20 protein-coding genes are annotated in these 23,882 nt (G+C 46.5%); 4 read left to right on the top strand and 16 right to left on the bottom strand.

The window, feature by feature from the left end; all coding sequences use genetic code 11:
- The 9 genes from AC1DLM_RS29745 to AC1DLM_RS29785 form a co-directional block, all read right to left on the bottom strand.
- The coding region (locus AC1DLM_RS29745; RefSeq protein ID WP_477571981.1) for a DMT family transporter at window positions 1-767 on the bottom strand (767 nt) is incomplete at its 3' end.
- 175 nt (window positions 768-942) lie between these two features.
- On the bottom strand, window positions 943-1,284 hold the full coding sequence (gene ytxJ / locus AC1DLM_RS29750; RefSeq protein ID WP_441992397.1) for a bacillithiol system redox-active protein YtxJ: 342 nt from the start codon (window positions 1,282-1,284) through the stop codon (window positions 943-945).
- 813 nt (window positions 1,285-2,097) lie between these two features.
- On the bottom strand, window positions 2,098-3,699 hold the full coding sequence (locus tag AC1DLM_RS29755; RefSeq protein ID WP_441992398.1) for a PucR family transcriptional regulator: 1,602 nt from the start codon (window positions 3,697-3,699) through the stop codon (window positions 2,098-2,100).
- A 216-nt stretch (window positions 3,700-3,915) separates the two neighbouring features.
- A complete protein-coding gene (locus AC1DLM_RS29760) occupies window positions 3,916-4,332 on the bottom strand; it encodes a PaaI family thioesterase (RefSeq protein ID WP_477571982.1) in 417 nt (138 codons plus the stop codon).
- Between the two features lie 53 nt (window positions 4,333-4,385).
- Window positions 4,386-6,056, bottom strand: a complete 1,671-nt coding sequence (locus tag AC1DLM_RS29765) for a long-chain-fatty-acid--CoA ligase (RefSeq protein ID WP_477571983.1) — start codon at window positions 6,054-6,056, stop codon at window positions 4,386-4,388.
- Window positions 6,057-6,092: 36 nt separating this feature from the next.
- Window positions 6,093-7,865: an acyl-CoA dehydrogenase family protein gene (locus AC1DLM_RS29770; RefSeq protein WP_441992401.1), complete on the bottom strand. Its 1,773-nt coding sequence runs from the start codon at window positions 7,863-7,865 to the stop codon at window positions 6,093-6,095.
- Between the two features lie 62 nt (window positions 7,866-7,927).
- Window positions 7,928-9,115 (bottom strand): acetyl-CoA C-acyltransferase, encoded by a 1,188-nt coding sequence (locus AC1DLM_RS29775; RefSeq protein WP_441992402.1) that lies wholly within the window; start codon window positions 9,113-9,115, stop codon window positions 7,928-7,930.
- A 318-nt stretch (window positions 9,116-9,433) separates the two neighbouring features.
- Window positions 9,434-11,827, bottom strand: a complete 2,394-nt coding sequence (locus AC1DLM_RS29780) for a 3-hydroxyacyl-CoA dehydrogenase/enoyl-CoA hydratase family protein (RefSeq protein WP_477571984.1) — start codon at window positions 11,825-11,827, stop codon at window positions 9,434-9,436.
- Window positions 11,828-11,838: 11 nt separating this feature from the next.
- Window positions 11,839-13,881, bottom strand: a complete 2,043-nt coding sequence (locus AC1DLM_RS29785; protein ID WP_477571985.1) for a (Fe-S)-binding protein — start codon at window positions 13,879-13,881, stop codon at window positions 11,839-11,841.
- A gap of 252 nt (window positions 13,882-14,133) precedes the next feature.
- Here AC1DLM_RS29785 and AC1DLM_RS29790 point away from each other — a divergent pair, with 252 nt between their 5' ends.
- From AC1DLM_RS29790 to AC1DLM_RS29800, 3 genes are all read left to right on the top strand, one after another.
- A complete protein-coding gene (locus tag AC1DLM_RS29790; protein ID WP_477571986.1) occupies window positions 14,134-14,721 on the top strand; it encodes a TetR/AcrR family transcriptional regulator in 588 nt (195 codons plus the stop codon).
- Between the two features lie 63 nt (window positions 14,722-14,784).
- Window positions 14,785-15,549 carry an electron transfer flavoprotein subunit beta/FixA family protein gene (locus AC1DLM_RS29795; protein WP_477571987.1) on the top strand — a complete coding sequence of 255 codons (765 nt, stop codon included), beginning with the start codon at window positions 14,785-14,787 and terminating at the stop codon, window positions 15,547-15,549.
- Between the two features lie 38 nt (window positions 15,550-15,587).
- Window positions 15,588-16,571, top strand: a complete 984-nt coding sequence (locus AC1DLM_RS29800; protein ID WP_477571988.1) for an electron transfer flavoprotein subunit alpha/FixB family protein — start codon at window positions 15,588-15,590, stop codon at window positions 16,569-16,571.
- A 55-nt stretch (window positions 16,572-16,626) separates the two neighbouring features.
- Here the strand turns inward: AC1DLM_RS29800 and AC1DLM_RS29805 are convergent, their stop codons facing one another.
- The 4 genes from AC1DLM_RS29805 to AC1DLM_RS29820 form a co-directional block, all read right to left on the bottom strand.
- Window positions 16,627-17,199 carry a hypothetical protein gene (locus AC1DLM_RS29805; RefSeq protein WP_477571989.1) on the bottom strand — a complete coding sequence of 191 codons (573 nt, stop codon included), beginning with the start codon at window positions 17,197-17,199 and terminating at the stop codon, window positions 16,627-16,629.
- Between the two features lie 161 nt (window positions 17,200-17,360).
- Entirely contained in the window at window positions 17,361-18,506 is a 1,146-nt protein-coding gene (locus AC1DLM_RS29810; RefSeq protein ID WP_477571990.1) for a winged helix DNA-binding domain-containing protein, read from the bottom strand.
- Between the two features lie 163 nt (window positions 18,507-18,669).
- Window positions 18,670-19,464 carry an SDR family NAD(P)-dependent oxidoreductase gene (locus AC1DLM_RS29815; RefSeq protein ID WP_477571991.1) on the bottom strand — a complete coding sequence of 265 codons (795 nt, stop codon included), beginning with the start codon at window positions 19,462-19,464 and terminating at the stop codon, window positions 18,670-18,672.
- 131 nt (window positions 19,465-19,595) lie between these two features.
- Window positions 19,596-20,615 (bottom strand): helix-turn-helix transcriptional regulator, encoded by a 1,020-nt coding sequence (locus AC1DLM_RS29820; RefSeq protein ID WP_477571992.1) that lies wholly within the window; start codon window positions 20,613-20,615, stop codon window positions 19,596-19,598.
- Between the two features lie 205 nt (window positions 20,616-20,820).
- Between AC1DLM_RS29820 and AC1DLM_RS29825 the strand changes: the two genes are divergently transcribed.
- On the top strand, window positions 20,821-21,246 hold the full coding sequence (locus tag AC1DLM_RS29825; protein WP_477571993.1) for an ester cyclase: 426 nt from the start codon (window positions 20,821-20,823) through the stop codon (window positions 21,244-21,246).
- A gap of 89 nt (window positions 21,247-21,335) precedes the next feature.
- On the opposite strand, the gene AC1DLM_RS29830 is transcribed toward AC1DLM_RS29825, so the two are convergent.
- The 3 genes from AC1DLM_RS29830 to AC1DLM_RS29840 all read right to left on the bottom strand — a co-directional run bounded on the left by AC1DLM_RS29830 (window position 21,336) and on the right by AC1DLM_RS29840 (window position 23,468).
- Entirely contained in the window at window positions 21,336-22,286 is a 951-nt protein-coding gene (locus AC1DLM_RS29830; RefSeq protein ID WP_477571994.1) for an alpha/beta fold hydrolase, read from the bottom strand.
- A 113-nt stretch (window positions 22,287-22,399) separates the two neighbouring features.
- Window positions 22,400-22,618, bottom strand: a complete 219-nt coding sequence (locus tag AC1DLM_RS29835) for a YezD family protein (protein WP_441986570.1) — start codon at window positions 22,616-22,618, stop codon at window positions 22,400-22,402.
- A gap of 19 nt (window positions 22,619-22,637) precedes the next feature.
- Window positions 22,638-23,468, bottom strand: a complete 831-nt coding sequence (locus tag AC1DLM_RS29840) for an alpha/beta hydrolase family protein (protein WP_477571995.1) — start codon at window positions 23,466-23,468, stop codon at window positions 22,638-22,640.
- Window positions 23,469-23,882: the final 414 nt, after the last annotated feature.

The following is a 23,882-nucleotide window of genomic DNA, read 5'->3' on the forward strand; positions in this document are numbered from 1 at the left end:
GCACCCAGCGGCTCTCCAAGCACGGTCATCGATACCGAAGAAGCTTTCATATATTTCAGCAGCCAGTTGAAGACATAATGACCGAAAATCGTGGAAACAAWGGCTAACAGGAAAAAGATGCCCCATTCTTTCCATGGATAGCCGGTAAACGATTCGCCTGAATAAACATTCGTCACCGCTAGTGTCAATCCCGCGAATAAGAAAACGAGAAAGCTGTATACATAAGCGGAAATGCGCTCCCGCAAGCTTTTGCCCAGTAACATATGAAACGCTACAGCGATCGTGCCAACGAAGGACAGCACATCTCCCTTGAGCGCTACTCCAGAAAATTGAAAGTCGCCCCATCCAATACAAATGGCTCCCACAATCGCGATACACATCGCAATCAATGAGGTACGGCTTGTCCGAACACCATAGAGCAGGAACGCACCAACGAGCACAAAAATCGGCTCAAGCGTCAAGATCGCAGTTGAACTAGCCAYCGTCGTATATCGCAGCGAGTCCATCCAGAACAAAAAATGCAGGCCAAGCGCAATGCCTGATATGGCCGTGCGAAGCCAATCTTTCAATTTGATTCTCTTAAATTCATGGCGATAGGACCAGAGGAATGGCAGCATTAATACATTGGTCATCAATAATCGGTACATGGCAATGATGGAAGCAGAAGCATCGGACCATTTTACAAAAATGGAGGAAAAAGATATTGCGATGATGCCTATTAATAGGTAGATCGGGATCGGGATTTTCGTTTTATTCATTGCATTCATGGATAGGTAACTCCTTAGCTGAACGTTTCCGTCTTGTTGTCGTCAATAAGTATATAGGAGGATGTTTGGCTTGCCAATCTTTTTTTGACCATCGTTCATTTAATGGACAGCATGAAAAACCCTCCATTCCACCTACATCACGTAGACAAAACGAAGGGCCCAATGTGTGACCGTATTAGTCCAAAACCGCGGACATATGTTTGTTCGTCACTGACCAGTGCGAAGTATTCCAGATGGATTCTTTATCTTTGAAATAAAGAATTTGCGGGGACGCGTGCTTGATACCTAGGTCCTCTGCGATTTGATTCGATACCGGACGTGATTCAATTACTTTCACCAAGAAATAATCAACAGCCTCATTGTGTGTACCAGCCAAATATTGTTCATATTCATCAAGTGCGCTCGCACTTACTGGACAAGTCGTACTGTGCTTCAGAACGACAGCAGGCTTTTCGCTGGAACGATCAAGCACTTCCTGCCATTCCGTTAACGTCGTTAACTCTTTCCATGCAGACATGTTTCACATCTCCTTTCTCTACTCTCTCTTCAAAATTATAAGGTAACGAATTCGCTTATGCAACTAACTCGGTTCACTGAACTCCTACATACATTCCTATTAAATCCACCGGCCCCTCAACACCAAGCGATACCCAACCCATCAACACCTACTACACCAACCAAAACTGATCGAACAAATCAAATGACCGCCGCCATACGTCGGCGACACCGCGCGCCCCGTCCCAGACGGTCGGGCTACTGGAGCTCGTGGGAATTGCGGGATTTGGGGAATTGCGGGACTTTGGGGAATTGCGGGACTGGTGGTTGGTGCAATATTTGGTCTAGTAGGGTTTGTTGGATTTAATTGGGCTGGGGGGATGGCGGGATCTGGAGTGCTGAGTGGATGGGGATGGTCGAGCTAATTGGTCTATTGGAGTTGGTGGATGTGTAAGTAATGCTAGGCGTACTAGTTGTGACACAATTGTTGGTGTCTGCTGCTTGAATCTACCCTGAAACAAGTAATAACTGGAAATTGCACATCTATTTAGATGAAAAACCCCMGGAAACTCGAAATAGATGGAAAAATTGTAGGTAATTCTCTCGAAATTACCCAAATCGGCAAAGAAGCTTGAAATTAACTGCATAAAATCCAGCTATTCCGAATTTGATCTGAAATATCCAAGATTTAACTACATAAAATCCATTTATCTCACGAAAACAGCAGGGCACTATAAATTCCATCTACAGCTTCCTCAATACATCCCGCGTCAGCACCACTTTACACAAAATAAAAAACCCTAAGCGCCAATTGGCAGCCTCGGGTTCTATTGCCTTAAGATCTCACTTGCAAGAATTGACGGAAAAGAAATACCGCTTTCAGTTTCAGGAGATCATTTACTTTTTTGAAATCAACTTGCAGAAGATCACTGATTTTCTCCAACCGATACGTAACCGTATTGCGATGAATGAATAATTGCTTAGCCGCCTCGCTGACTTGACCATCATTCCGAATAAATACTTCAAGCGTACGAATCATCTCTTGGGAGTACTCCGGGTCCTTCTCTAAAAGAGGACGCAAGATCTTGGCGCAGTAATCCTCCATCATCGGAGACGACAAGTGCTGAAAGAGATGAGCGAATTCGATCGTTTCATAATGTACGACTCGATCTGGCAAACTGAGTTTCTCTGCCATTCTCCCCGTCTCGCCGCATTCCAGATACGCTTCGCGAAGCGCCGTTGGCTTCACCTTCAGTGCTGACGTGTAGAACACCATGGCATCTCGATCAGACGCATGACCAGCATCTCCTTCATATTTACTTAACAATTGGGATAGCTCCTCTTCTGGGAAACCATCTGCTTGTGTCGTCGAGTAAATCGAGAACATGTGATCCTTCAGAACAAAATGATGTCCACGCAAGTTACTGGATTTCGAATGAGACTCCATGTATTGTTTTAATTCTTTGAGCTTCTCATTCGTAGCATCTGGAATCAAGGACTCCTTCTTGCTCTTCGCAATCACACATTGGTAAGCACCTGTAAAGATGAATAATCCTCTGGACTCCGCTTGCTCCATAAACTCTTCAAGAGAAGTACCTTTATCCAAATAGCGGATCAAGTTATTCTGTAAATCTCGCTCAGCGGAAGCTTCCACATGGGATCTGAATGTATAACTCATATGAAAGGTCAAAATATCAGCGGCTTGTTGGAACAATCCTTCTTCAACGGTTGCTAGCAACATAACATCTGGAATAATTAACAAATGACCTAACGGTTCATCATCTTGTTGTTGCAATCCAACGCGATACGCTCTTTCTTTCCCTGCGTACACCCATCCAGACTTCCGTTTTTTCGGCCAATTCTGCGCAAGCTGATCTGAACTCCAGTTACTGGTATTATATAAAACTTGACCTCTCGCTCCTACAACCGCCATCGGATACCCCAAAATTTCACAGACGAGTTGAAACATCGAGAGCATATTGTCTTGCTTAAGTCCAAATTGCATCAGCTTCTTCTGCTTCTCAAGTACTGTTTGCAGCAGTTCGGTATTCCGCCGATATTCGGCGTTAAAAAGCGCATTCATTTGATCCGAAAATGTAAATTGAAAGGGCATTTCAATGATAGGAAAATGTAGTCGATCCGCTTCGTCCATGACAATTTGCGGCAGCTCCGTCCAAAATCTCCCGAGCTTAATCCCTAGACCTGCGGCTCCGCGGTCATTTAATTTGCGCAGGAGGTTCACGGTTTCTTGCGGGCTGTCTTTCATCGCGAAGGCTGTAGTAAACAGCATTTCACCTGATTTCGTCCAATCTGCAATATCAGGCGCGTCCATGACATTGACTGATTTAACAATTCGGGACTCCCCTTGTTTGCCGGCGACTAGCTTTGCTTCCGTTAAAGGATAAATGGCCAACGCTTCACGAATGGTAAGATGCATCGTGCTTCCCCCCTATGCCTTTTAATCGATTATAGGATGACCGTATGTAATCAGTCAATGCATTTACGTAAGAATACATGACATCAATTAAATAATTATGAAATTTTCATGAAAATTATTAATTTAATGTTATGTTACATGACACAATATAACGGAAAGAACCTTCATGACCACTATCCTGGTGGTTATGAAGGCCCCATTAATCGAAGCTTTCGACTAAATCACACGAAACGTTCCTGTCCCCATCGTCCCCAAATTACCTTCACTGTCTTCAACTCGGCCTTGTGCGGTAATCATTTTACGTGATTGATGGACAAGTTCTGCTGTCACGAGCAGTCTACCTGCATATAACGGAGACACAAAATGCACATTCAAATTCGTCGTCACAACCTTCTCCTCCGGTCGTGCAATCATGGCAATAATGCCCATCGCAGTATCTAACAAAGATGATGTTACGCCGCCATGAACCATGCCGATCGGATTCAAATGATTCGGCTTTGCATCCAACGCAATTGTGATAACACCGTCCTTATAAGCTACAAATTCACAACCCAGAAACCCMCAGAAGGTGGGCTCCGCTGCTGCTGCGAGTTGCTGCAACCTTCGAATTATACGATCATTTCCATCATCCATTGGACTCCCTCCTTCTTTGTAAGGGCTGCCCCTAAAGATGAAAGCAAACACACTTACTGCTTGACTTCTTCTTCTAGTAATTGCCGCCGGAGCACCTTTCCAATCATCGTTTTCGGCAAAGACTGCCTGAATTCAACTTTACGCGGGACCTTATAAGCCGCTAATCGTTCCCTGCACCAGACGTCTAAATCCTTTTCCGATAGCGTCATACCTTCTCTTAGCACGATAAAAGCTTTCACAGTTTCCCCACGGTATTCATCAGGAACACCTGCGACAGCCGCTTCCAGAATCGCTGGATGCTCGTAGAGCACTTCTTCAATATCACGCGGATAAATATTAAATCCTCCTGCAATAATTAAATCCTTTTTCCGGTCAACGATCGAAAAGAAACCATCCTCATCCATGCGTCCCATATCCCCGGTATATAACCAGCCGTCTTTGATCGTCTTCGCCGTTTCTTCCTCACGTTTCCAATAGCCTTTCATGATTTGAGGACCTTTAATAATAATTTCACCGATTTCACCAACCGGCATTTCCTCGCCAGAGTCAGAATCCACCACTTTCGTTACTGWATCCGGAAAAGGAATACCGATGGACATGATTTTACGAAATCCCCAGATCGGATTCGCATGCGTAACGGGAGAAGCCTCCGTGAGTCCATACCCTTCAATTAATCTACCTCCGGTCAATGCTTCAAATCGCTCTTGAACCTCCAAAGGCAGTGGCGCTGAACCGCTTACACAAACATTGATCGAAGAAATATCAACTTCCTTCACCCGTTTATGATTGATTAACGCTACATACATCGTAGGTGCACCTGGGAAAATGGTAGGCTTTAATTTGTGAATGGTATCGAGAATCATATCAATATCGAACTTTGGAATAAGGATTAGCATCCCTGCTCGATACATGGATTGATTCAGTAGAACCGTTAAACCAAAGACATGGAAACAAGGAATGGCACCTAAGAAACGATCTCCGCCAGGCTGAACTTGATAGCACCAATGACTCGTCTGATACGTATTTGCGATTAAATTAGAGTGCGTTAGCATCACACCTTTGGATAACCCCGTCGTTCCACCGGTGTACTGAAGCAAAGCGATGTCGTTATCTGCGTTGACGTCCACACAAATAGGCGCAGCCGATGCTGCTCGCATTAATTTCTTAAATGCATACACGCCATCACCATAGGTAACATCGAGCTTGGCGCCATCCTTTTTCATTTTAATCGGATATAAAAGGTTCTTAGGAAACGGTAAGTAGTCCTTAATCGAGGTCACGATAACATGGCGCAGAAATGTCCGCGATTTCGCCTTCTGTACGCGATCGAATAGCAGATCCAATGTCACAATTACGACAGCTTCCGAATCAGAGAGCTGATGAATCAGCTCTCTCTCCACATAAAGCGGATTCGTCATCACGACAATTCCGCCMATCATCAACGTGCCGAAGTACGCGATGATAGCCGAAGGACAATTCGGCAGCATAATCGACACCCGTTCCCCTGGACGTACCCCGAGATCCATTAACACGTGAGCAAATTGATAAGACGCATGAAGCAATTCGCGATACGATAGCTTTTTCCCCAAGAAATACAAGGCCGGCCGTTCGGGAAATTGATGTGCAGAATCAACCAACAGACGTGCTAGATTATGTTTCGGGTACTCGTAAGTCGGCGCCACTTCCGCTGGATAATGACGCAGCCAAGGCTTTGTCTCCCTCATACAAAACCATCCCCTTCAGGTTCTTGACATCGATACTCATCCGATGAATTTCTCACCCTGAATTACACGTGCGGCGATGTCGCGCTTCAATCCCACCGTATTGACACTACTGCGTCTAGACAGCTTCTTGAGTATGGAAAGTTGAGTCCGCAGCACATCTCCTTCTTCCATCGTACTGAGCGCTTCTTTCGCATATGCCTCAATTTTGTCAAAAGCCTCATGAATAAATACCGTCGTAAGCTGAATGGCATTGGTCGCCTTCGTTTCACCTAGCTTATGAATGAGCTTCTGGGTCCGTAACAATCCGCTTTCGGCTGCAAAAATTTGAATCATAATATCCGCAAGGTTGCTCAAAACTTCCTGGTTTTTCTCAAGCGCCATGCCATATTTCTGTACAGCAAGCCCGCCAACCATGAGGAATACCTTTTTCGCCATACCTACCAAATGAGCTTCCTCTGCCAAGGTACCTTCAAACGTTTGGCCTGGCATGTAGGAAAGCAACTCACTTTGCAGTTCTTGTGCCTTTTGCAGCAAAGGTAGTTCGCCTTTCATCGCTTTCTTCACTAAGGTACCCGGGATGAGCAAGCGATTAATTTCATTCGTCCCTTCAAAAATGCGATTAATCCGCGAGTCGCGATAGATCCGCTCTACTTTATATTCTTGAATAAACCCGTAACCACCGTGAATTTGTAATCCTTCATCCGCAACAAAGTCAAGAACTTCCGAAGCGAAAACCTTATTAATGGAGCATTCGAGCGCGTATTCCGATATGCCTTTTGCCGATATTTTGCCTGCATCAGGACTGGAATGGTCGATATCCCTGAGGATCGTATCAAATAAGCCTGTTGTCCGATACACCATGCTTTCTAAGATATACGTTTGAATGTTCATTTCAGCTAATTTTTTACCAATTAATGGGAACCTTGAAATCGGCGTCTGGAACTGTTGACGCGTATTCGCATATTTCACAGCAAGCTCAATCGTTTCCTTAGACGCACCTAGACAACCCACAGCTAACTTGTAACGGCCGATATTCAGAATGTTAAAAGCGATCAGATGACCTTTGCCGATTTCTCCGAGCAGATTTTCTACAGGCACTTTCACATCCTCAAAAAATAAGGGACGCGTAGATGAGCCTTTGATCCCCATCTTCTTTTCTTCAGGTCCCATCGTGAAGCCTGGATCGCCTTTTTCCACGATAAAAGCGGTAAAGTCCGTGCCATTGATCTTCGCATAAACGATGAAAATATCAGCAAAACCCGCGTTGGTAATATAGAGTTTGGACCCGTTTAAAAGGTAGTGCTTTCCATCGTCAGAAAGGCGGGCTGTGGTTTTGGCACCAAGCGCATCGGACCCCGAAGTCGGCTCTGTTAAGCAGTAGGCGGCTATTTTGGCGCCTGTTGCGAGGTCTGGTAAATATTTCTTCTTCTGTTCTGTGGTTCCAAAGAAGACAATTGGCAGCGTTCCGATGCCCACATGCGCCCCGATGGATAAAGCAAAAGAGGATGCACGCGCTAAATTTTCGCTGATGATGGTGGAACTGACCTTATCCAAGCCAAGTCCACCGTAAATTTCGGGTACATCGGCTCCTAATAAGCCAAGATCCCCGGCGCTTCTCATGAGTTTCACTGTTAAGTCATAATCCAGCTTCTCCAAATGCTCATCATTCGGCATGACTTCCCCGTTCACGTAGTCACGCGTTGTTTCAGCAATCATGCGATGTTCTTCCGTGAAATCCTCAGGGGTTACGATGGAATGAAAATCAAGATCCGATATAACAAAACTACCGCCAACGACTTTGTTCGTCATGAGTCAACTCTCCTTATGATTTGGAATGATGATAATGAACACATATAACATGAGTGGCCGCCTTACTCTGCTGCATACACTTGAAACACGCCAGCCGCTCCCATACCGCCGCCGATACACATCGACACGACGCCGTACCCGCCGCCTCGCCGTTGCAGCTCGTAGATCAAACTAGTTGAAAGCTTTGCTCCCGTGCATCCAAGCGGATGACCTAAGGCAATGGCACCGCCATTGACATTCACTTTCTCTTCATCTATCCCAAGCTCACGCACGATATGAACGCACTGTGAAGCAAAGGCCTCATTAATCTCAAAGAGATCGACTTGATCTTGGGAAATACCCGCCATCTTCAGCGCTTTCGGAATGGCTTTGACAGGGCCAACCCCCATAATTTTCGGCTCCACACCGGAAAGTGCGAAGGACAGGAACGTCGCCATGGGCTTCAGCCCGAGTGCTTCCGCGCGCTCTCGGCTCATCAGCACGGCCGCCGCTGCGCCGTCCGACGTCTGTGACGCATTGCCCGCCGTCACAGTGCCCCCCAAGCTGAACGCAGGCTTCAGCTTGCTAAGCCCTTCCACGGATGTATCGGGGCGAACGCCCTCATCCGTGGCGAACACGTACTCGCGAACGTAGGCTTTGCCTCGTTCGTCTACGCCCTTCACGCTCGTGCTCACCGGCACGATCTCATCCGTGAAGCGGCCGGCCGCGATGGCCGCCGCCGCTTTCTGATGGCTGCGCGTCGCGAAGCCATCCTGCGCCTCGCGCGAGATGCCGAACCGCTGCGCGACGGCTTCGGCCGTATGCCCCATGCCCATGTACACCTCGGGCATGGTCTCGACCAGCCGCGGATGCGGCGAGAGCTTGAAGCCCGTCATCGGGACGTGGCTCATGCTCTCCACGCCTCCGGCGATGATCACCTCGGCGTGGCCGAGCATGATGCGCTCCGCCGCATAAGCGATGGCTTGCAAGCCGGAGGAACAGAAACGATTGACCGTGATCGCCGGCACGGTCACAGGAAAGCCCGCATACAGCGACATCGTGCGGGCGAAGTTCAGCCCTTGCTCGCCTTCGGGCATCGCGCACCCGATAATGATGTCCTCGACATCACCTTTGTCGAGACCAGGCACTCGCCGTACTGCTTCTTCGAGTACGGCTTTGCCTAGATCTTCCGCGCGTGTTTGCGCGAAACTGCCTTTTTTCGCACGCCCTACGGCGGTGCGAGTTATGGATACAATGACGGCTTCCTTCATCGAGCTCACCTCATTAGGTATAGTTGGGTATTCAATTAAGCGAAACTCATGCATTTCTTGCGGTACAACGTATACTCTCAGCCTCTCTCTCGTCCCGAAAGGGAACGAGAGTACGCTATTTCAGGCGAAATCTGCTCATTTTGACGCGATAGGGATCGTAGGTACGCTAATTAATCGAAATGATGGCCAAATTCTCGCTTTTTGAACAAATAGTTCACCCACGTTCCCTTTCTCCACGAAATGGGATTAAAAGGAATAAATAGCGTCTCTACGTTCCCCTTCGGAGTTATGCGTTAGAGATAAGTCACCTTAAATATGCTAATTCCTCAAAGCCTTCCCCTTCGATAGCATAAACTGCATCCGCTGCTGCGTCTTGATCTCACCACATAAGCTCAAAAACGCCTCGCGCTCCAAATCCAGCATATATTGCTCCGTCACCAACGTCCCCGCAGGTACATTCCCACCCGCTAACACATGCGCCAGTTTATTAGCAATCAATTGGTCATGCGTACTAATGTAGCCGCCTTTCAGCATCGTGTACGCACCGACCTGCATAACCGCCTTCCCGTTCTCGCCCACGACACGTATTTTCTCAATCGCTGGAGGTGCATATCCTGCTGCGTCCATCCTTAGAACAGCTTGCTTCGCTTCATAAATCCGATGATCCGGATTGACGACTACGGAATCTTGCGCTCGCATATACCCTAGACGTTTCGTATCATAGCCGCTCGTCGACACCTTCGCCATCGCCACTGTCTCGAACGCTGCATTAATCCATGGCTGTAAATCGACCTCAGGGTCTCTCACTTGTTGACTGGCCAGCAACGCTAACTCTTTGCAGCCGCCTCCCGCAGGAATGAGTCCAACACCTGTTTCAACGAGTCCGTAATACGTCTCCGCCGAGAAAATCGTTTGATCCGCTGGCATGCAGGCCTCTACGCCGCCACCGAGCGTCATTTTATGGGGAGCAGCGACAACCGGTTTATCCAGTCTTTTCAGCTTCAGCATCGCGTTCTGGAATAATCGAATGATCCCATCCACTTCATCCCATTCGCCGTCCTGAGCTTCCATCAACAGGAGCATCAGATTCGCGCCAACACAGAAATTTTTACCCTCATTGGCTACAACTAGCCCCCGATAGTTACTACGTACCTCATCAACACTTTGCTGAATCATCGTGAGAATATCGGCCCCGATTGCATTATTCGGAGAGTTGAACTCCAGGCAAGCAACGTCATCACCAATATCGATTAAACTAGCTCCGCTATTCGAGCGAATGACTTTGTTTTGCTGCTTGAGAGACGCCAGCGAAATGATTTCTGACCGTGATTCCACCTCGCCAAGCTCCTGGTTCAAGATTGCAAAGGTTCGACCCTCTTTCCGCTCATAGAAACTGTCATGACCCGCATCCATCCACGCTTTTACCCACTCAGGCACGCTACTGCCTTCCGCTTCCATGCGTTCCACAGAACGCTTCAACCCAATTGCGTCCCATGTTTCAAAAGGACCCAACTCCCAATTAAATCCCCACTTGAGCGCATTATCGATATCAACAATGTTATCCGCGATYTCGTCGAGCTTCTCCGCAGCGTACAACAAAACTGGCTTCAAAATGTTCCACGCCAACTCCGAATACCGATCCTTCGTACCGAGTAAGGCTTTCAGTTTCCCAACTGTCCCCTTTGTTTGTTTGGCCGCCTCCAAGGACGCTGAGCTTATTTTACGGACTACCGCGTATTCCATCGACTCCAAATTCAAAGCCTGAATTTCTTTCCCCTCAGCCGATTTCACTTTCTTATAAAAGCCTTGCCCCTGTTTCTCACCTATCCAGCCTTTGGCAACCATTTCTTTCAATATAACAGGGGTATCGAAGACATCCTTCTGGGCAGGATCTGTCACGAGATCAAACACATTGTTCGCCACATGCACGAATGTATCGAGACCAACAAGGTCCAGCGTGCGGAATGTCGCGCTTTTCGGCCGTCCCATGGCAGGTCCTGTCACCGCATCGACTTCTTCAACCGTATAACCTTTGGCCAGCATTTCTCGTAGAGTAATCAGCAACCCGTAAGTACCAATCCGATTACTTATAAAATTAGGTGTATCTTTCGCTTGCACAACACCCTTACCAAGCTTCTTCTCACAAAAATCACTCATACTCGCKATAATGGCTGGATCCGTTTGCTCATTCGGAATAATTTCCAATAATTTCATGTAGCGCGGAGGATTAAAGAAATGCGTCCCAAGGAAATGTTTCTTGAATGCTGCCCCAGCGTTCTCTACCATGGCATTTATCGAAATCCCTGATGTATTCGACGAAACGATCGTGCCGGGCTTCCACACCTTTTCAATCCGAGCGATAAGCTCTTGTTTCGCCTGTAGATTTTCGATAATAACCTCGACAATCCAATCCACTTGGCTCAGCTTAGCCAAATCATCTTCGATATTCCCTGGTGTGATCCGTGAGGCAAAAGTTTCACTATACAAAGGAGCCGGGTTTGTCTTGCCGAGCTTTTCCATGGCACTTACTGCGAAACGATTCCGCACTTTAGGGTGATCTAGTGTAAGGCCTGCTGCTTCCTCTTGTGGTGTTAACTGTTCAGGCACACGATCGAGCAATAAAACAGGAATACCTACATTGGCCAAATGCGCTGCAATTCCGGAACCCATTACACCCGAACCGATTACCGCTGCCGTACGAATAGTTGTCATGAGATCATCTCCTAAAAGTTTTTCGATAGACCAAACACCGATTGTGCCAGAATTTCCGCAATATCCCGTGCTTTCACCTGCTCTTCTACTTCTTTCAGCTTCGTACCATCCTCCACCATCGTCAAACAATAAGGACACGCCGAGGAAATCACCGTTGGCTTGACACTCAGAAGTTGCTCCGTACGCGCCACATTTACACGAGTACCCGCCGTTTCCTCCATCCACATCATGCCTCCGCCCGCTCCACAGCACATGCTGTTCTCACGAGAACGCGCTTGTTCCACAAGTTCCACGCCAGGAATCGCCCGCAACACATTACGGGGCTCTTCATACACTTCGTTATAACGACCTAAGTAACAAGAATCGTGGTATGTTATGCGTTCTTTGACCTCATATTGCGGAGTCAAGCGTCCTTCTTTCACCCATTGATCCAGCAATTCTGTATGATGAAAAACCTCTGCAAGTAAGCCAAATTCGGAATACTCATTTTTGAACGTGTGATACGTATGCGGGCACGTCGTGACGATCTTCTTTACCTTGTACTTTTGAAACGTAGCGATATTGTCCGCACACAGCTGTTGGAACAAGAATTCATTCCCCATCCGACGCGGAGTGTCACCAGAATTTTTCTCCTCATTTCCTAATATGGCAAAAGAGATACCAGCCTCCTTCATTAATTTCACGAATGCATGTGTTATTTTACGACTGCGATTATCATAGGCACCCATCGAGCCCAAAAAGAACAAATACTCGAAGGTTGGATTTTCCTTTACAGTTCGCACTTGAAGTTCGTCTTCCGGGTCAACCTCTTTGACCCATTTCACTCGATCATTGCGGGAAATTCCCCAAGGATTGCCTTGTCTTTCGATATTCTGCAGTGCGCGTTGCCCGTCATGCGGCATACTGCCTTGCGTCAGCACCAAGTGCCTGCGCATATCGATGATTTTATCCACATGCTCATTCGCAACTGGACATTGATCTTCACAGTTTCGACAGGTTGTACAAGCCCACAGCTCTTCCTCGGTGATCACACCTCCAATGAGTTCCACTTCGAGCGCGTTCCCTTGCGATTCTGGTGCGAATACCATGGCAGGTACCCAGGGCGACTTTGAGGTAATGGCTGCACTTTTCTCCGTCAAATGATCGCGCAGCTTTGTAATGAGGTGCATCGGCGACAGCAGCTTCCCTGTCGTATTAGCGGGACACACGCTCGTACAACGACCACATTCCACACAGGAGTAGAAATCCAGCATCTGCTTTTGCGTAAAATCCTCAATCTTTCCAACCCCGAATGTCTCGGCGTCTTCATCCTCCAAATTCAGAGATGCGAGCTTACCTGTCGGCTCTGTGCGTCGCAAAAGTATATTAATCGGAGCGGTAATAATGTGAAAATGCTTGGACTGCGGCACATAGATAAGGAAAGATAACAGAATCAACAAGTGCATCCACCAGCCTGCATAGAAGCCCACCGTCGCCGCTGATGTTGAGATCCCATCGAATAAGGCCGCCCAAACCGATGTCAGCGGAGCGAAGCCTGATGCTGGAAGCCCCTCACGAATACGTTCAAACCCACCGCTTATAACGACAGACAGCATCAAGAACATGATAAAAAACACGACAATACTTGGCTTCCAGCCTCGTTTAAGGCGTTTGAGCTTCTCGATATAGCGTCGATAGGTCGCATAGCCCATGGCTAACACAATCAACCCGACCGTCACTTCCTGCATGAGGGTGAAATAGTCATAACCCGGGACAGGTAACCCTCGGTCAATTAATCCTTTTAAAATAAGGTCCAATGCACCTAGCTGTAGAATTATGAAGCCATAAAAAATCACGATATGCATAATGCCGCTCTTTTTATCCTTCAATAACTTCGTCTGGCCAAACACCTGAACCGCAAAGCCCTTGAGCCTTAAGCTAGCTTCCTTCTTCAAATCCACCGATTTCCCCAACTGAATGTATAAATATCGGTGATACACAACCCGGCCGAACCCGTAGAGTGCCAAACCCGTAACCGCCAGAAAAAGGAGAAACTGAATCAGTGTACCGGTCATGGAGGACCCTCCTTTTATTTATTTTGTTAACGCTTACATTCGTGGATCGCAAAAAAGCAAATTCCATGAGTCCCTTTTTGAATAAGAGTAGAAACCTGCTTCCATGTGAAGAGTAAGCCGACAAACCTCCCTACTGCTTGGTTAAGCGGAATAAGTCGTTGACAAGGCGTACTACGTATTTTATGATGAAATTACGAAAATGAATGAGTATTCATTCACCGATATTTGTATTCTAACACCGAGGTGATCTCCTTGACAAGTGGCAAAAAACCAGACAAGTATTATGCGATTCTCGAAGGCGCGATGAAAGTATTTGCGGAAAACGGGTTTCATAAATCCCAAGTTTCTCGCATTGCCAAAGAAGCCGGCGTCGCGGATGGCACCATTTATCTGTACTTCAAGAAGAAGGAGGATATCTTAACTAGTCTTTTCCAAGAGAAATTAGGCGAGCTTGTCGAGAAATTCAATGAGGCCGTTCGAGAAAGCACGAGCCCGAAGGATGCGTTGCRCAAAATCTGTGAGATTCATTTTAGCGAGCTGGAAAATAACATTCATATKGCCTACCTCACCCAAATTGAACTTCGTCAAAGTGATTTGGAGCTTCGTAAAGAGATTGGTCTTGCTCTAAAKAGATATATTATCCTCATTGAAAATATATTAGAAAAAGGAAAGAATGACGGCAGCTTCCGTGCGGATCTGGATGTGAAGCTGGTGAGACTTCTTATTTTTGGAGGTATGGATGAAGTCGTCACCTCTTGGCTGATTTCCGGGCAAAAGTATTCATTAACTGCACAGGTTGGTCCTACGCTTGATTTTTTCATTAAAGGCATTGAGTCATAATTCAAGCGTTCAGCAAGCGAGAAAGAGTCTCTATTTCATGTATATTCAGGAGGGAGCTTGACTATGGACATTTTTGTATTATTGAAGCAAACGTTTGATACAGAGGAGAAAATCGTCTTGCAAAATGGCGTTGTTCAAGAGGATGGCGCGAAGTTCGTCATCAATCCGTACGACGAGTATGCGGTAGAGCAAGCGATACAACTGCGAGATGAGCATGGCGGTAAAGTGACACTGCTATCGATCGGACCTGATCGCACGGCGGAAGCACTGCGAACTGCTCTCGCGATGGGTGCTGACGAGGCTGTTTTGATAACCGATGATCGAATCCTCGGGGACGAATTCGAAATTGCTGAAATTTTGGCAGCGTATTTACGCAGCCAGACTGTCGACCTCCTGCTAGGCGGTAACTTCTCCGTTGATAATGGTGCAGGTCAAGTAGCCATTCGTCTTGCTAATCTACTTGGATTGCCTCATGTCGCTTCGATTACTAAGCTGGAAATTACAGGAGAAACAGCGCATGTTCACCGCGATGCCGAAGGCGATATCGAAGTGATCGAGGTACCACTCCCTGCACTATTTACAGCCCAACAAGGCCTAAATGAACCTAGATATCCCTCCCTTCCTGGGATTATGAAAGCAAAGAAAAAGCCTTTCCAACATTTAACCCTTGATGATATTTCTGGTGCGGATGCCATTCTTGCCAAAACGACTCGACTGGCGTTATCCCTCCCGCCCGAGCGTCAAGCTGGCCGCATCCTCAAAGGTGAGCTTGCCCACCAAGTAACTGAGCTCGTTCAAGCACTACGTAACGAATCCAAAGTGATCTAAATGCAGCCGAAACTATAATAACTTAGGAGGCTATATCGATGGCTAAACAATTTCTTGTAGTTGCTGAAGCTCGCAGTGGCAAGCTTCGTCAAGTATCCTTTGAGGCCCTACGTTCGGCACAGCTTTCTGCTGCTGATGGTGATACACTTGCTGCCGTTATGTTCGGTGGCGCTGGCACCAAAGCGTTAGCTGGTGAGCTCGCTGCTTATGGCGCAGACACCGTCTACGTTGTCGAGGATCCTCAACTTGAGAGTTATAGCTCGGATGCCTATCTCAGTGCCTTGTTGGCCGTGACCGCYGTTGCCGGACCAAACGCGATTTATTTCGGCCATACGGCGATGGGCCGAGACCTTGCCCCATTGGCTGCCGCTTCGCTTGCAGCCGGCCAAATCTCTGACGTTACCGCCATTGAACRCAGCGGCGATAACGTCTTGTTCACCCGACCGCTTTACGCAGGCAAAGCTGTCGAGAAGAAAGCGTTTACCGACCCGGCTGCGCCTTGGGTCGTCACGGTAAGACCCAACAACATCGCAGCCTCAGAGCCTGACGCTTCGCGTCAAGCTGCGATCATCGATGTTGCCTACCCCGCTCCCTCCCTGCGCAGCATCGTCCGGGAGGTCGTGCGTAAAACGTCCGGCGCCATCGACTTGGCTGAAGCCAAGATCGTCGTCTCCGGCGGTCGGGGCGTGCGCAGCGCCGATGGGTTCCAGCCGCTCGAAGAGCTGGCTGCCGTCTTAGGCGGCGCTGTTGGAGCTTCCCGCGGGGCTTGCGACGCGGGGTACTGCGAGTACGCGATGCAGATCGGCCAGACCGGCAAAGTTGTGACGCCGGAAATTTACATCGCGTGCGGCATTAGCGGCGCCATTCAACATTTGGCGKGGATGAGCTCATCGCGCGTCATCATCGCGATTAACAAGGATGCGGAGGCGCCGATCTTTAAAGTTGCCGACTACGGTATCGTCGGCGATCTGTTCGAGGTCGTGCCGCTGCTGACCGAGGAGTTTAAGAAGCTGCTAGCTTAACGCCAGCAGCAACAAGCAGCCCCCTTCGCATTGCGTGAAGGGGACTGCTTATTCATTACTTTCTCCATTTTCGCCGCCGAACTAAGAAAAGCATCGTAACTAACACAACGAATCCAACTATCGCAACCCAGATAGCAGGTTGGATCCGTGACAGTTCACCTTCAAGTTGAACTTGTTCCGTAGGAATTTTCCCCTCACCTAATACAGCCAGATCCTCTTGCGCTTGATTTAAAGCAACCGTCCTGTTACAAATAATGGTAACAAGCAACTCTTTACCTCCATACATCGATGATGGCGCAGCATAAACCAAATATTCTTTGCCTTTTTCAAAATTAATTCCACAATCCCCGCCACCGCTTCCCGTATGAATAATAATTTGAGATTCAGTGCCGCCTTTCCATATACGACTTACGTCGAATAGCGCAGCTTTGGTCATACTTCCGTTTACGTTTTTTTGCTCCTTCACTTCAAGCACTTTCCCAGAAAAAACAGCTTCCGATCGACTAAATTGATCTTTCACAGCTTGAGGCTGAGCACAAGAGCAAGCATATACATTTGAAGAATGGAAGACCATCATGAAGCTTAATCCTAGAACCGACATCAGTATTATACTTATTACTCTTCTCACTACAGCTCCCCCTTCTAACCCMAAAAGCATCAACAACTCACACAACTCTTAAACGGACCATCGTTCCCAAATGTTTCAAGCAAATTGTAAATTAATTCCTACTAGCTGATCCATTTTGGTTTTCGAGACCATGTATTCGTTGTGCTCGCTGAAGGAATTGCCTATGTTATGAATTGGATTTCGTGGGTCTGGTCGTCTACCGCTGCAAATTTCAACAGGTTAGCCCCCTCAAATGCTATTTCATCTTGTTCCTGAGAAGATAACCTCCTGAAGGGTTCAATGGTGAGTGTTGCTATTCCGCTCCCCCGCTTGAGATTCCATAACCCACCAACAAAGCCGTCTATGAGGATAACTGATCGAATAATGCCATTCTTTGTGAATACCCGATTTCGATAAGTGTCATCAATAATTCGCGACCGATCCGCATGCGACAATAGGATATTATCAAACTCGCCCAAAAATCGTGCTGGGGCCGCAATGTCAGGGTCGGGTCGCGGAGCATCTTGCAGGTCGAACAGTTCATTCCCCTGCTCGTCACGAAAGCAGATGAGATCAGGTCGAAGCTTCTCGATTACCTCGCGCAGGCTAGTTAGTCCCGACCATGCCTGCATATCCTTGACTGAAGCTGGGCCAAAGGCAGACAAATAGCGTTGGATCATTAACGCAATCTTCGGTTCGGAAGTGAGGGACGATCCTAACCAGAGTTCTGCTGACGTATGCAATGCTTGGCCGCTTTGACCCCAAAGTCCGCGTGGCGGTACTTGAACAAGTGGCACCAAAGTCCGGATGGCAGCTGCGAGAGCATCCGGATCCCGGTCATGCCACTCTTCATTTAGCTGCTTGCCGAGTTCGCTAAATGTCATCGGCTTTGCTTCGACAAGTGCTCTCCCTGCGGCAGCTAGCGCCTGTGCATCTAAACCGTCGAGACTCTTGCCGTAAGCACCGCCAAAACCTCGATCGTGGACTGATTGTACCAAGGGTCGCAACTCCAAACAATCACGAGCCGACACCAAGTGAATCGTAGAGCGCATCATCGCGATGCGCACCACCTTCCTTTCTTCAAGTAACCGGCTAAGTTCTTCCTGTCGAAATCCTTCAAGCCGTGTCCACAAACCATAATACGGAGGATTCGGTGCTTGGGCCTGCAAACCAACTAAATGTTCAATCGCAGCCAGCGCTGGTAGATGAACTCGCCCCAGCAGCAATTGTCTCTCAAGCAARGCTCGGTTCAAGGCGCGTTTTCCAAGAACTGGAGCCGTTTCTCTGTTTGCTTCGGTATTGGCCACCTTCTTCTTACTTGTGTTCACGCACAAGCCCCCCTATATAAATGATGGATCATAATGAGAAGTTAATGGGATGCAAGTTTTCATCTCTGCTTTCGAGTTTTACTATTATTTTCAATATAATCATAAAAAGAACCTTGAGATCAAATTCAAGGTTCTTTTTATATTTAATCTGCATATTAAACTATCAAAAAATAGTAGGTACCATCCCCCCATCCATACGGATCGGAGAACCTTTAAATGCGGAAGCATACGGGCTACATACGAACGTAGCTAGTCTTCCTATTTCAATAGGATTGATAAATCGTTGGATTTCTGATTGCGGTAAGATTGTAGACATCAATTGTTTCTCTTTTTCTGAAAAAGTCATATCTTCATTCGGATACATACTTTCAATTATTTGATGCACATTTTCAGAGAGTGTTGGTCCTGGCATGATCGAATTGACGGTAACTTCTGTTCCTCTTGTTAATTTAGATAAGCTTTTTGACAATGATAATAGCATTGATTTCGTCATACAATACTGTGGCATTTGTCCAGACGGCATCATTGCTTCTTCACTCGCGATAAAAATAATGCGACCAAAATCATTTTTCAACATTTTAGGTAAATAAAACTTAGATAACCCATTTGCAGCTAGAACATTGGTACGGAAGTACTTCTCCCATATTTCATCGTCAACGTCTTCATATTGCATCATTTCATATATCCCCATATTATTCACTAAGATATCAATGTCGGGGTATTTTTTAAATAGAGCCTCTCGTTGCATAATATCCACAATATCGGCAGTCGCATTTTGAGGTGAGGTAGTTGGAAATTCCAACTTCATTTCTTGAACAATACGCTCAACCTCTTCAAAGTTCCGTCCATTAATGAGGACATTCACACCTTCTTTGGCAAGTTCAATGGCTATCGCTCTACCAATCCCCTTTGTAGATCCTGTAACTAAAGCTGTTTTATTGTTTAATCCCATATCCATTATGCTTGTCTCCTTTTATATGAAATACTGGGCCCGGATAGGGATAATATTACTTGGTCTGGATTGTTTCGTAACTAGCCTATTGCGCCTAAGTTCTTGCATAACACGCCAAATTATAAAAAATGCACCTATTAGTTCTTAGCAGCAAAGGTTACGTTGGCCGCACGCCAATTGGAAGGAGTCTCCCCTTCCCACATCCGGAAGGCACGGTAGAATGAATTCTGGTCTTCATATCCGATCAAGAAAGCCACTTCTTTAATTTCGAACGAGGGGTCTGCCAAGTACTCCCTGGCCTGTTCATGTCTAACTTGAGTCAATAGTTGCTGGAAGCTCGTATTTTCATCTGTTAGCCGACGCTGTAATGTTCGATCACTCATACCTAATTCCTTCGAGACAGTATGAATGTCGGGACATCCTGCTGTTAGACTACGCTTCAAGATCCATTTGACCATCTCAGTAATAGAGCGTCTAAACTGCTGCTCATCCAAGGATTGATCAAGAACAGGAGTCAGCATCTCCAGCAATTCTTCGTTGTACGAAACAAAGGGGCGCTCCAAATCCCTTCGATGTAATGTCAAACGGTTATTTTGCGAACCAACCCCGACGCGGCAACCAAAGTATGCTTCAAGTACTTGTAAATCGCCCATGGGAAGTGCAAATTCGACGAATCTCGCCGTTAAAGGTTGACCAGTACCTCGGCGCCCGAGTTCCAGTAGATATGCCAGTGTAATACCGACCAATACTGGAGGACCGGCTTGCTCTGTCGTCAGCCAATTTAGTTCGATTACACAGTTCTCTCCCTCCTCGGTGATATGTAAGCTTTCAGGCGGGCACATTTGCTTATAACGAACCATTCGGTTTAATGCGTCGCGATAGTCACGAGCGTGGTAAGTCGCTAAGACGGACGGTGGGTATTTGGCTGTTTCAAAGGCAGTCACAAGCTTGATAATTCCTTGAGCATTGTCGCCAATAAGATCGGAATAAGCCTGCCAGATCGCGAAATATTGGCTAGTGCTGACTTCTGGTTCCGTAATAATGGTTAGTGGCAATTGCGCTTGGCGAGCAATATCGTGAGGGGAAATCCCCAATTCACGTAAAGCAGACCAGAATCCTAGCGGGATTTTAACTCGATCTGAGGTAAGATGCTTCATAAATTGGAGCCTCCTTCATCTATATATATAGGTTGTTCATAGAACCCAAATTTGATGGCGTACTTGACGCACTTATAGTAGTTTAACATACTACCTTTGAAAGTTACCTGACTCATGGCATTCTCATATGCCGCTTGCACTTCCACCTGCAATACCCTATACTTTTCTACCAGTCACTCATATTTCAAACTAAGGAGCTACCCCTATGTCTTTATCGTCAAGAGACGTCGTGCAACAATTTTTCCAACTCGTCCGCTCTGGACAGCAGCCTGATGCAGCCCATGATTATATGGCCGACCAGGTTCTAGCCCATCAGATGACAGCTGAAAACGAAACAACCGTCCATCGGACCCCGATGAATTACGCTGAGCATGTTCGAGAAATGCTTGACGCTTACGGCACTTTCMATTTAGAAGTTCAGGAGCTCCTCGCCCAAGAAGATCGTGTCTATGTACGCTGGAAGCAAACGGGTATACATATTGGAGAAGTTGATGGCTTTCTGCCGACTGGAAAACCAATCATCGAAATCGCTAGTGCTGTTTATCGCGTAGAGCATAGCAAAATCGTAGAATACTGGATACAAATCGATCGTGAAGGCATTCGTGCACAACTCGTACGGAACGCGAAATAGCAACTAGTGAACACATTCTGTGACTTTTCCMCACCAACACCAAAAAAGCTGTTCCCATAAGCCATCAGGCCGATAAGGAACAGCGTATTTCACTTTGCGATCCAACTATCTAATCTAGCAACAATATCTTGCATGACCTCTTCGCGGTTAATTTCATTCAACATCTCATGCCTGCCACCTGGATATAACTTATAGCTGATATCATGTATCCCCAGCTTCTCGTAGGTCTTAATTAAGCTGCGAACTCCCTTCCCTTGCCCGCCAACTGGATCTTCTTCACCCGAGAAAATATAAATTGRAATCTCCTTACGAATACGAGCCAAATGGTCAAATTTATGTATTTCCACTAAACCTTTGAAGAAATCCCTAAAGTATCCCGATGTAAAAACGCTACCGCAATACGGATCATTTATGTAAGCATCGACCTCTCGCTCATCTCGACTCAACCAATCAAACGGTGTACGATTCGGCTTGAACTTCGTATTAAACGATCCGAAAGATAGTGCTGTCAACAGTACACTGCGAAAATGATCTCCTMTTAAAGCTGCTTCCAACGTTGCAATCCCAATTCCAACTTGTAGGACTGGGCCTTCTTTTCCATTCGAACCAGACAATAGAATCCCTTGAACATGTGTAGGGTATCGCTCCAAATAAGATCCAATGTAGTACTGCGTTAAAAATGACCCCATGCTATGCCCTAACATAAATAATGGTAGGTTAGACTCTTCATACCGCGTACGAATTTGTGATGTAATTTCCCCCATTGTATCAGCCATGGCATGAAAGCTATCCTTGCCAAACTTACCCAGGGCTTCTAGAGAACCCGCTGTTTGGCCATGTCCCAAGTGATCATTCGCATAGACAGCGTATCCGTTCTCAGTCAGAACTTGAGCTAACCGCTCATATCTGGCGGCCGTTTCTGCCATCCCGTGTGCGATCTGCACAATCCCCTTGAATCCCACGTCTTCCGAAGGTAGCCACTCGTACACATAGTGTTTGATTCCCTGCGCATCTTCCCAAATAAAGTGACCTTTACGCATAAGATTCTCCTTCCAAATCTCGMTCCTACTCCTCCTTAGTATACGTCTTCTGACGAATGAAAACAGCCMCCATTCCAATGAATGAGGGCTAGTGGATAAGTGCAATATCATAGCTAAACTTTACTCTTTTGTTTGGTCGTCGATTTCACAGCTTGTAATGTAGCTTGAGCTTGTGGAACAGCCGTCGTCTCAAATCTTTTTCTTTCTGTTTTATCAATCTGTGTAATCTTGCCATCATGAACCACAATTTGTACAGAACCATATTCTAGTCCATCTAAAATTTGTTTAATTCGCTCTACCCAAATTTCATCTAATTCCAGTGGTTTCGCCATCGTCATGCCTCCAACTCATTTATATTGTCCAATCATTCCACTCTTTGTTTCGTTTGTACGTATAGTTCAGCCAATTTTCCGTTTTCTCCAGCAATTCAGTCGTTGATGGTGTCGTCGAGTACGTGTGATTCGCTTGATACACGAGCTCCAGGTCACATTGACCTTCTTTGCGCAGCCAGAACATCTTCTGATATAACGGCGCATAATCGACAGGTATGGTTTCGTCTGCAGTTCCATGAACGACAAATACATCGCCAGTAAATTTACGTAATTGTTCAAACGGTTGATGCTGCGATAATGATTCGAAGAATCGACTTGTTAGTTTATAGCCATGATGATCGATCGTACCACCTAGCGGCAGTTTCTCGTATTCGTTCTTGCCGACGATTCGCATAATATCGTTGTGTGGATGGGCTACAGCTGACCAAAGGACAAGCGTTTTCACGCGATGATCCTTCGCTGCTGTTAACACTGCCGCGGCACCGCCTAAGCTATGTCCAAGTAGTATAACTCTGCTCAGATCCACACAATCAATAGAAACACCATAATCAATAACTCGTCTAGTCTGTTCAATGAGTACATCTAACCCACCTGCGCCATAATCCCCTGTACTCTCGCCACAGCCTCCATAATCAAAACGAAGTACAAAATAGCCTTGTGCACTGAAAGAGCGAGCTGCCTTTACAAAAAGCCGGTCAACACCGATTCGACTCCCAATAAATCCGTGACAAATGATAATCAAGGGCCAACGCTGACAATCTGCTTGAACCGCTGTAGGTTGCTGTGTAGGGTAATGTAAAGTTGCAGCTAATTCGACATTGTCGCTTTGAATCGTGATGGCATGCTCCATGATGGTAACTCCCTTTCMTTACTCATATTAATCTTATCTACTTACTCGGAATTAAAATGTAAACCAATCTTATCATGGGATGGTACTTGTGTCAACGTATGTTTTACTTATTTACCCAAACTTTTCTCATAAAAATTGTTAATTACTTTCTTATCGATCCCTTTTCACTTTCGGAAAATGTCTTTGTACTATTATATGCAAAAATAAAGACTTAACATCAGTCATTTTACCGAAAAATACGTATTGACAGAATAATCCTGTCGCTGTTATAGTCATTTTAATAAAACCAAGTAAGTTGGTATGTTTTATGAGAATAGGTGGTGTTCCATGCGTAACAAGGTTTTCAAAGCGACGGTTCGATCCGTGCTTATAGGCTACTTAATTGTGCTTCTTCTTATCCCCATTGCCACCATC

The sequence above is a fragment of the Paenibacillus sp. 01T442 genome (genome assembly GCF_056398345.1).

What these genes read in the sequence shown, in the direction of transcription:
- AC1DLM_RS29840 (WP_477571995.1), bottom strand. Translation starts at nt 23,468, where the DNA reads ATGGAGCATGCCATCACGATTCAAAGCGACAATGTCGAATTAGCTGCA.
- AC1DLM_RS29785 (WP_477571985.1), bottom strand. Translation starts at nt 13,881, where the DNA reads ATGACCGGTACACTGATTCAGTTTCTCCTTTTTCTGGCGGTTACGGGT.
- AC1DLM_RS29815 (WP_477571991.1), bottom strand. Translation starts at nt 19,464, where the DNA reads ATGGATATGGGATTAAACAATAAAACAGCTTTAGTTACAGGATCTACA.
- AC1DLM_RS29795 (WP_477571987.1), top strand. Translation starts at nt 14,785, where the DNA reads ATGGACATTTTTGTATTATTGAAGCAAACGTTTGATACAGAGGAGAAA.
- AC1DLM_RS29775 (WP_441992402.1), bottom strand. Translation starts at nt 9,115, where the DNA reads ATGAAGGAAGCCGTCATTGTATCCATAACTCGCACCGCCGTAGGGCGT.
- ytxJ (WP_441992397.1), bottom strand. Translation starts at nt 1,284, where the DNA reads ATGTCTGCATGGAAAGAGTTAACGACGTTAACGGAATGGCAGGAAGTG.
- AC1DLM_RS29770 (WP_441992401.1), bottom strand. Translation starts at nt 7,865, where the DNA reads ATGACGAACAAAGTCGTTGGCGGTAGTTTTGTTATATCGGATCTTGAT.
- AC1DLM_RS29755 (WP_441992398.1), bottom strand. Translation starts at nt 3,699, where the DNA reads ATGCATCTTACCATTCGTGAAGCGTTGGCCATTTATCCTTTAACGGAA.
- AC1DLM_RS29835 (WP_441986570.1), bottom strand. Translation starts at nt 22,618, where the DNA reads ATGGCGAAACCACTGGAATTAGATGAAATTTGGGTAGAGCGAATTAAA.
- AC1DLM_RS29820 (WP_477571992.1), bottom strand. Translation starts at nt 20,615, where the DNA reads ATGAAGCATCTTACCTCAGATCGAGTTAAAATCCCGCTAGGATTCTGG.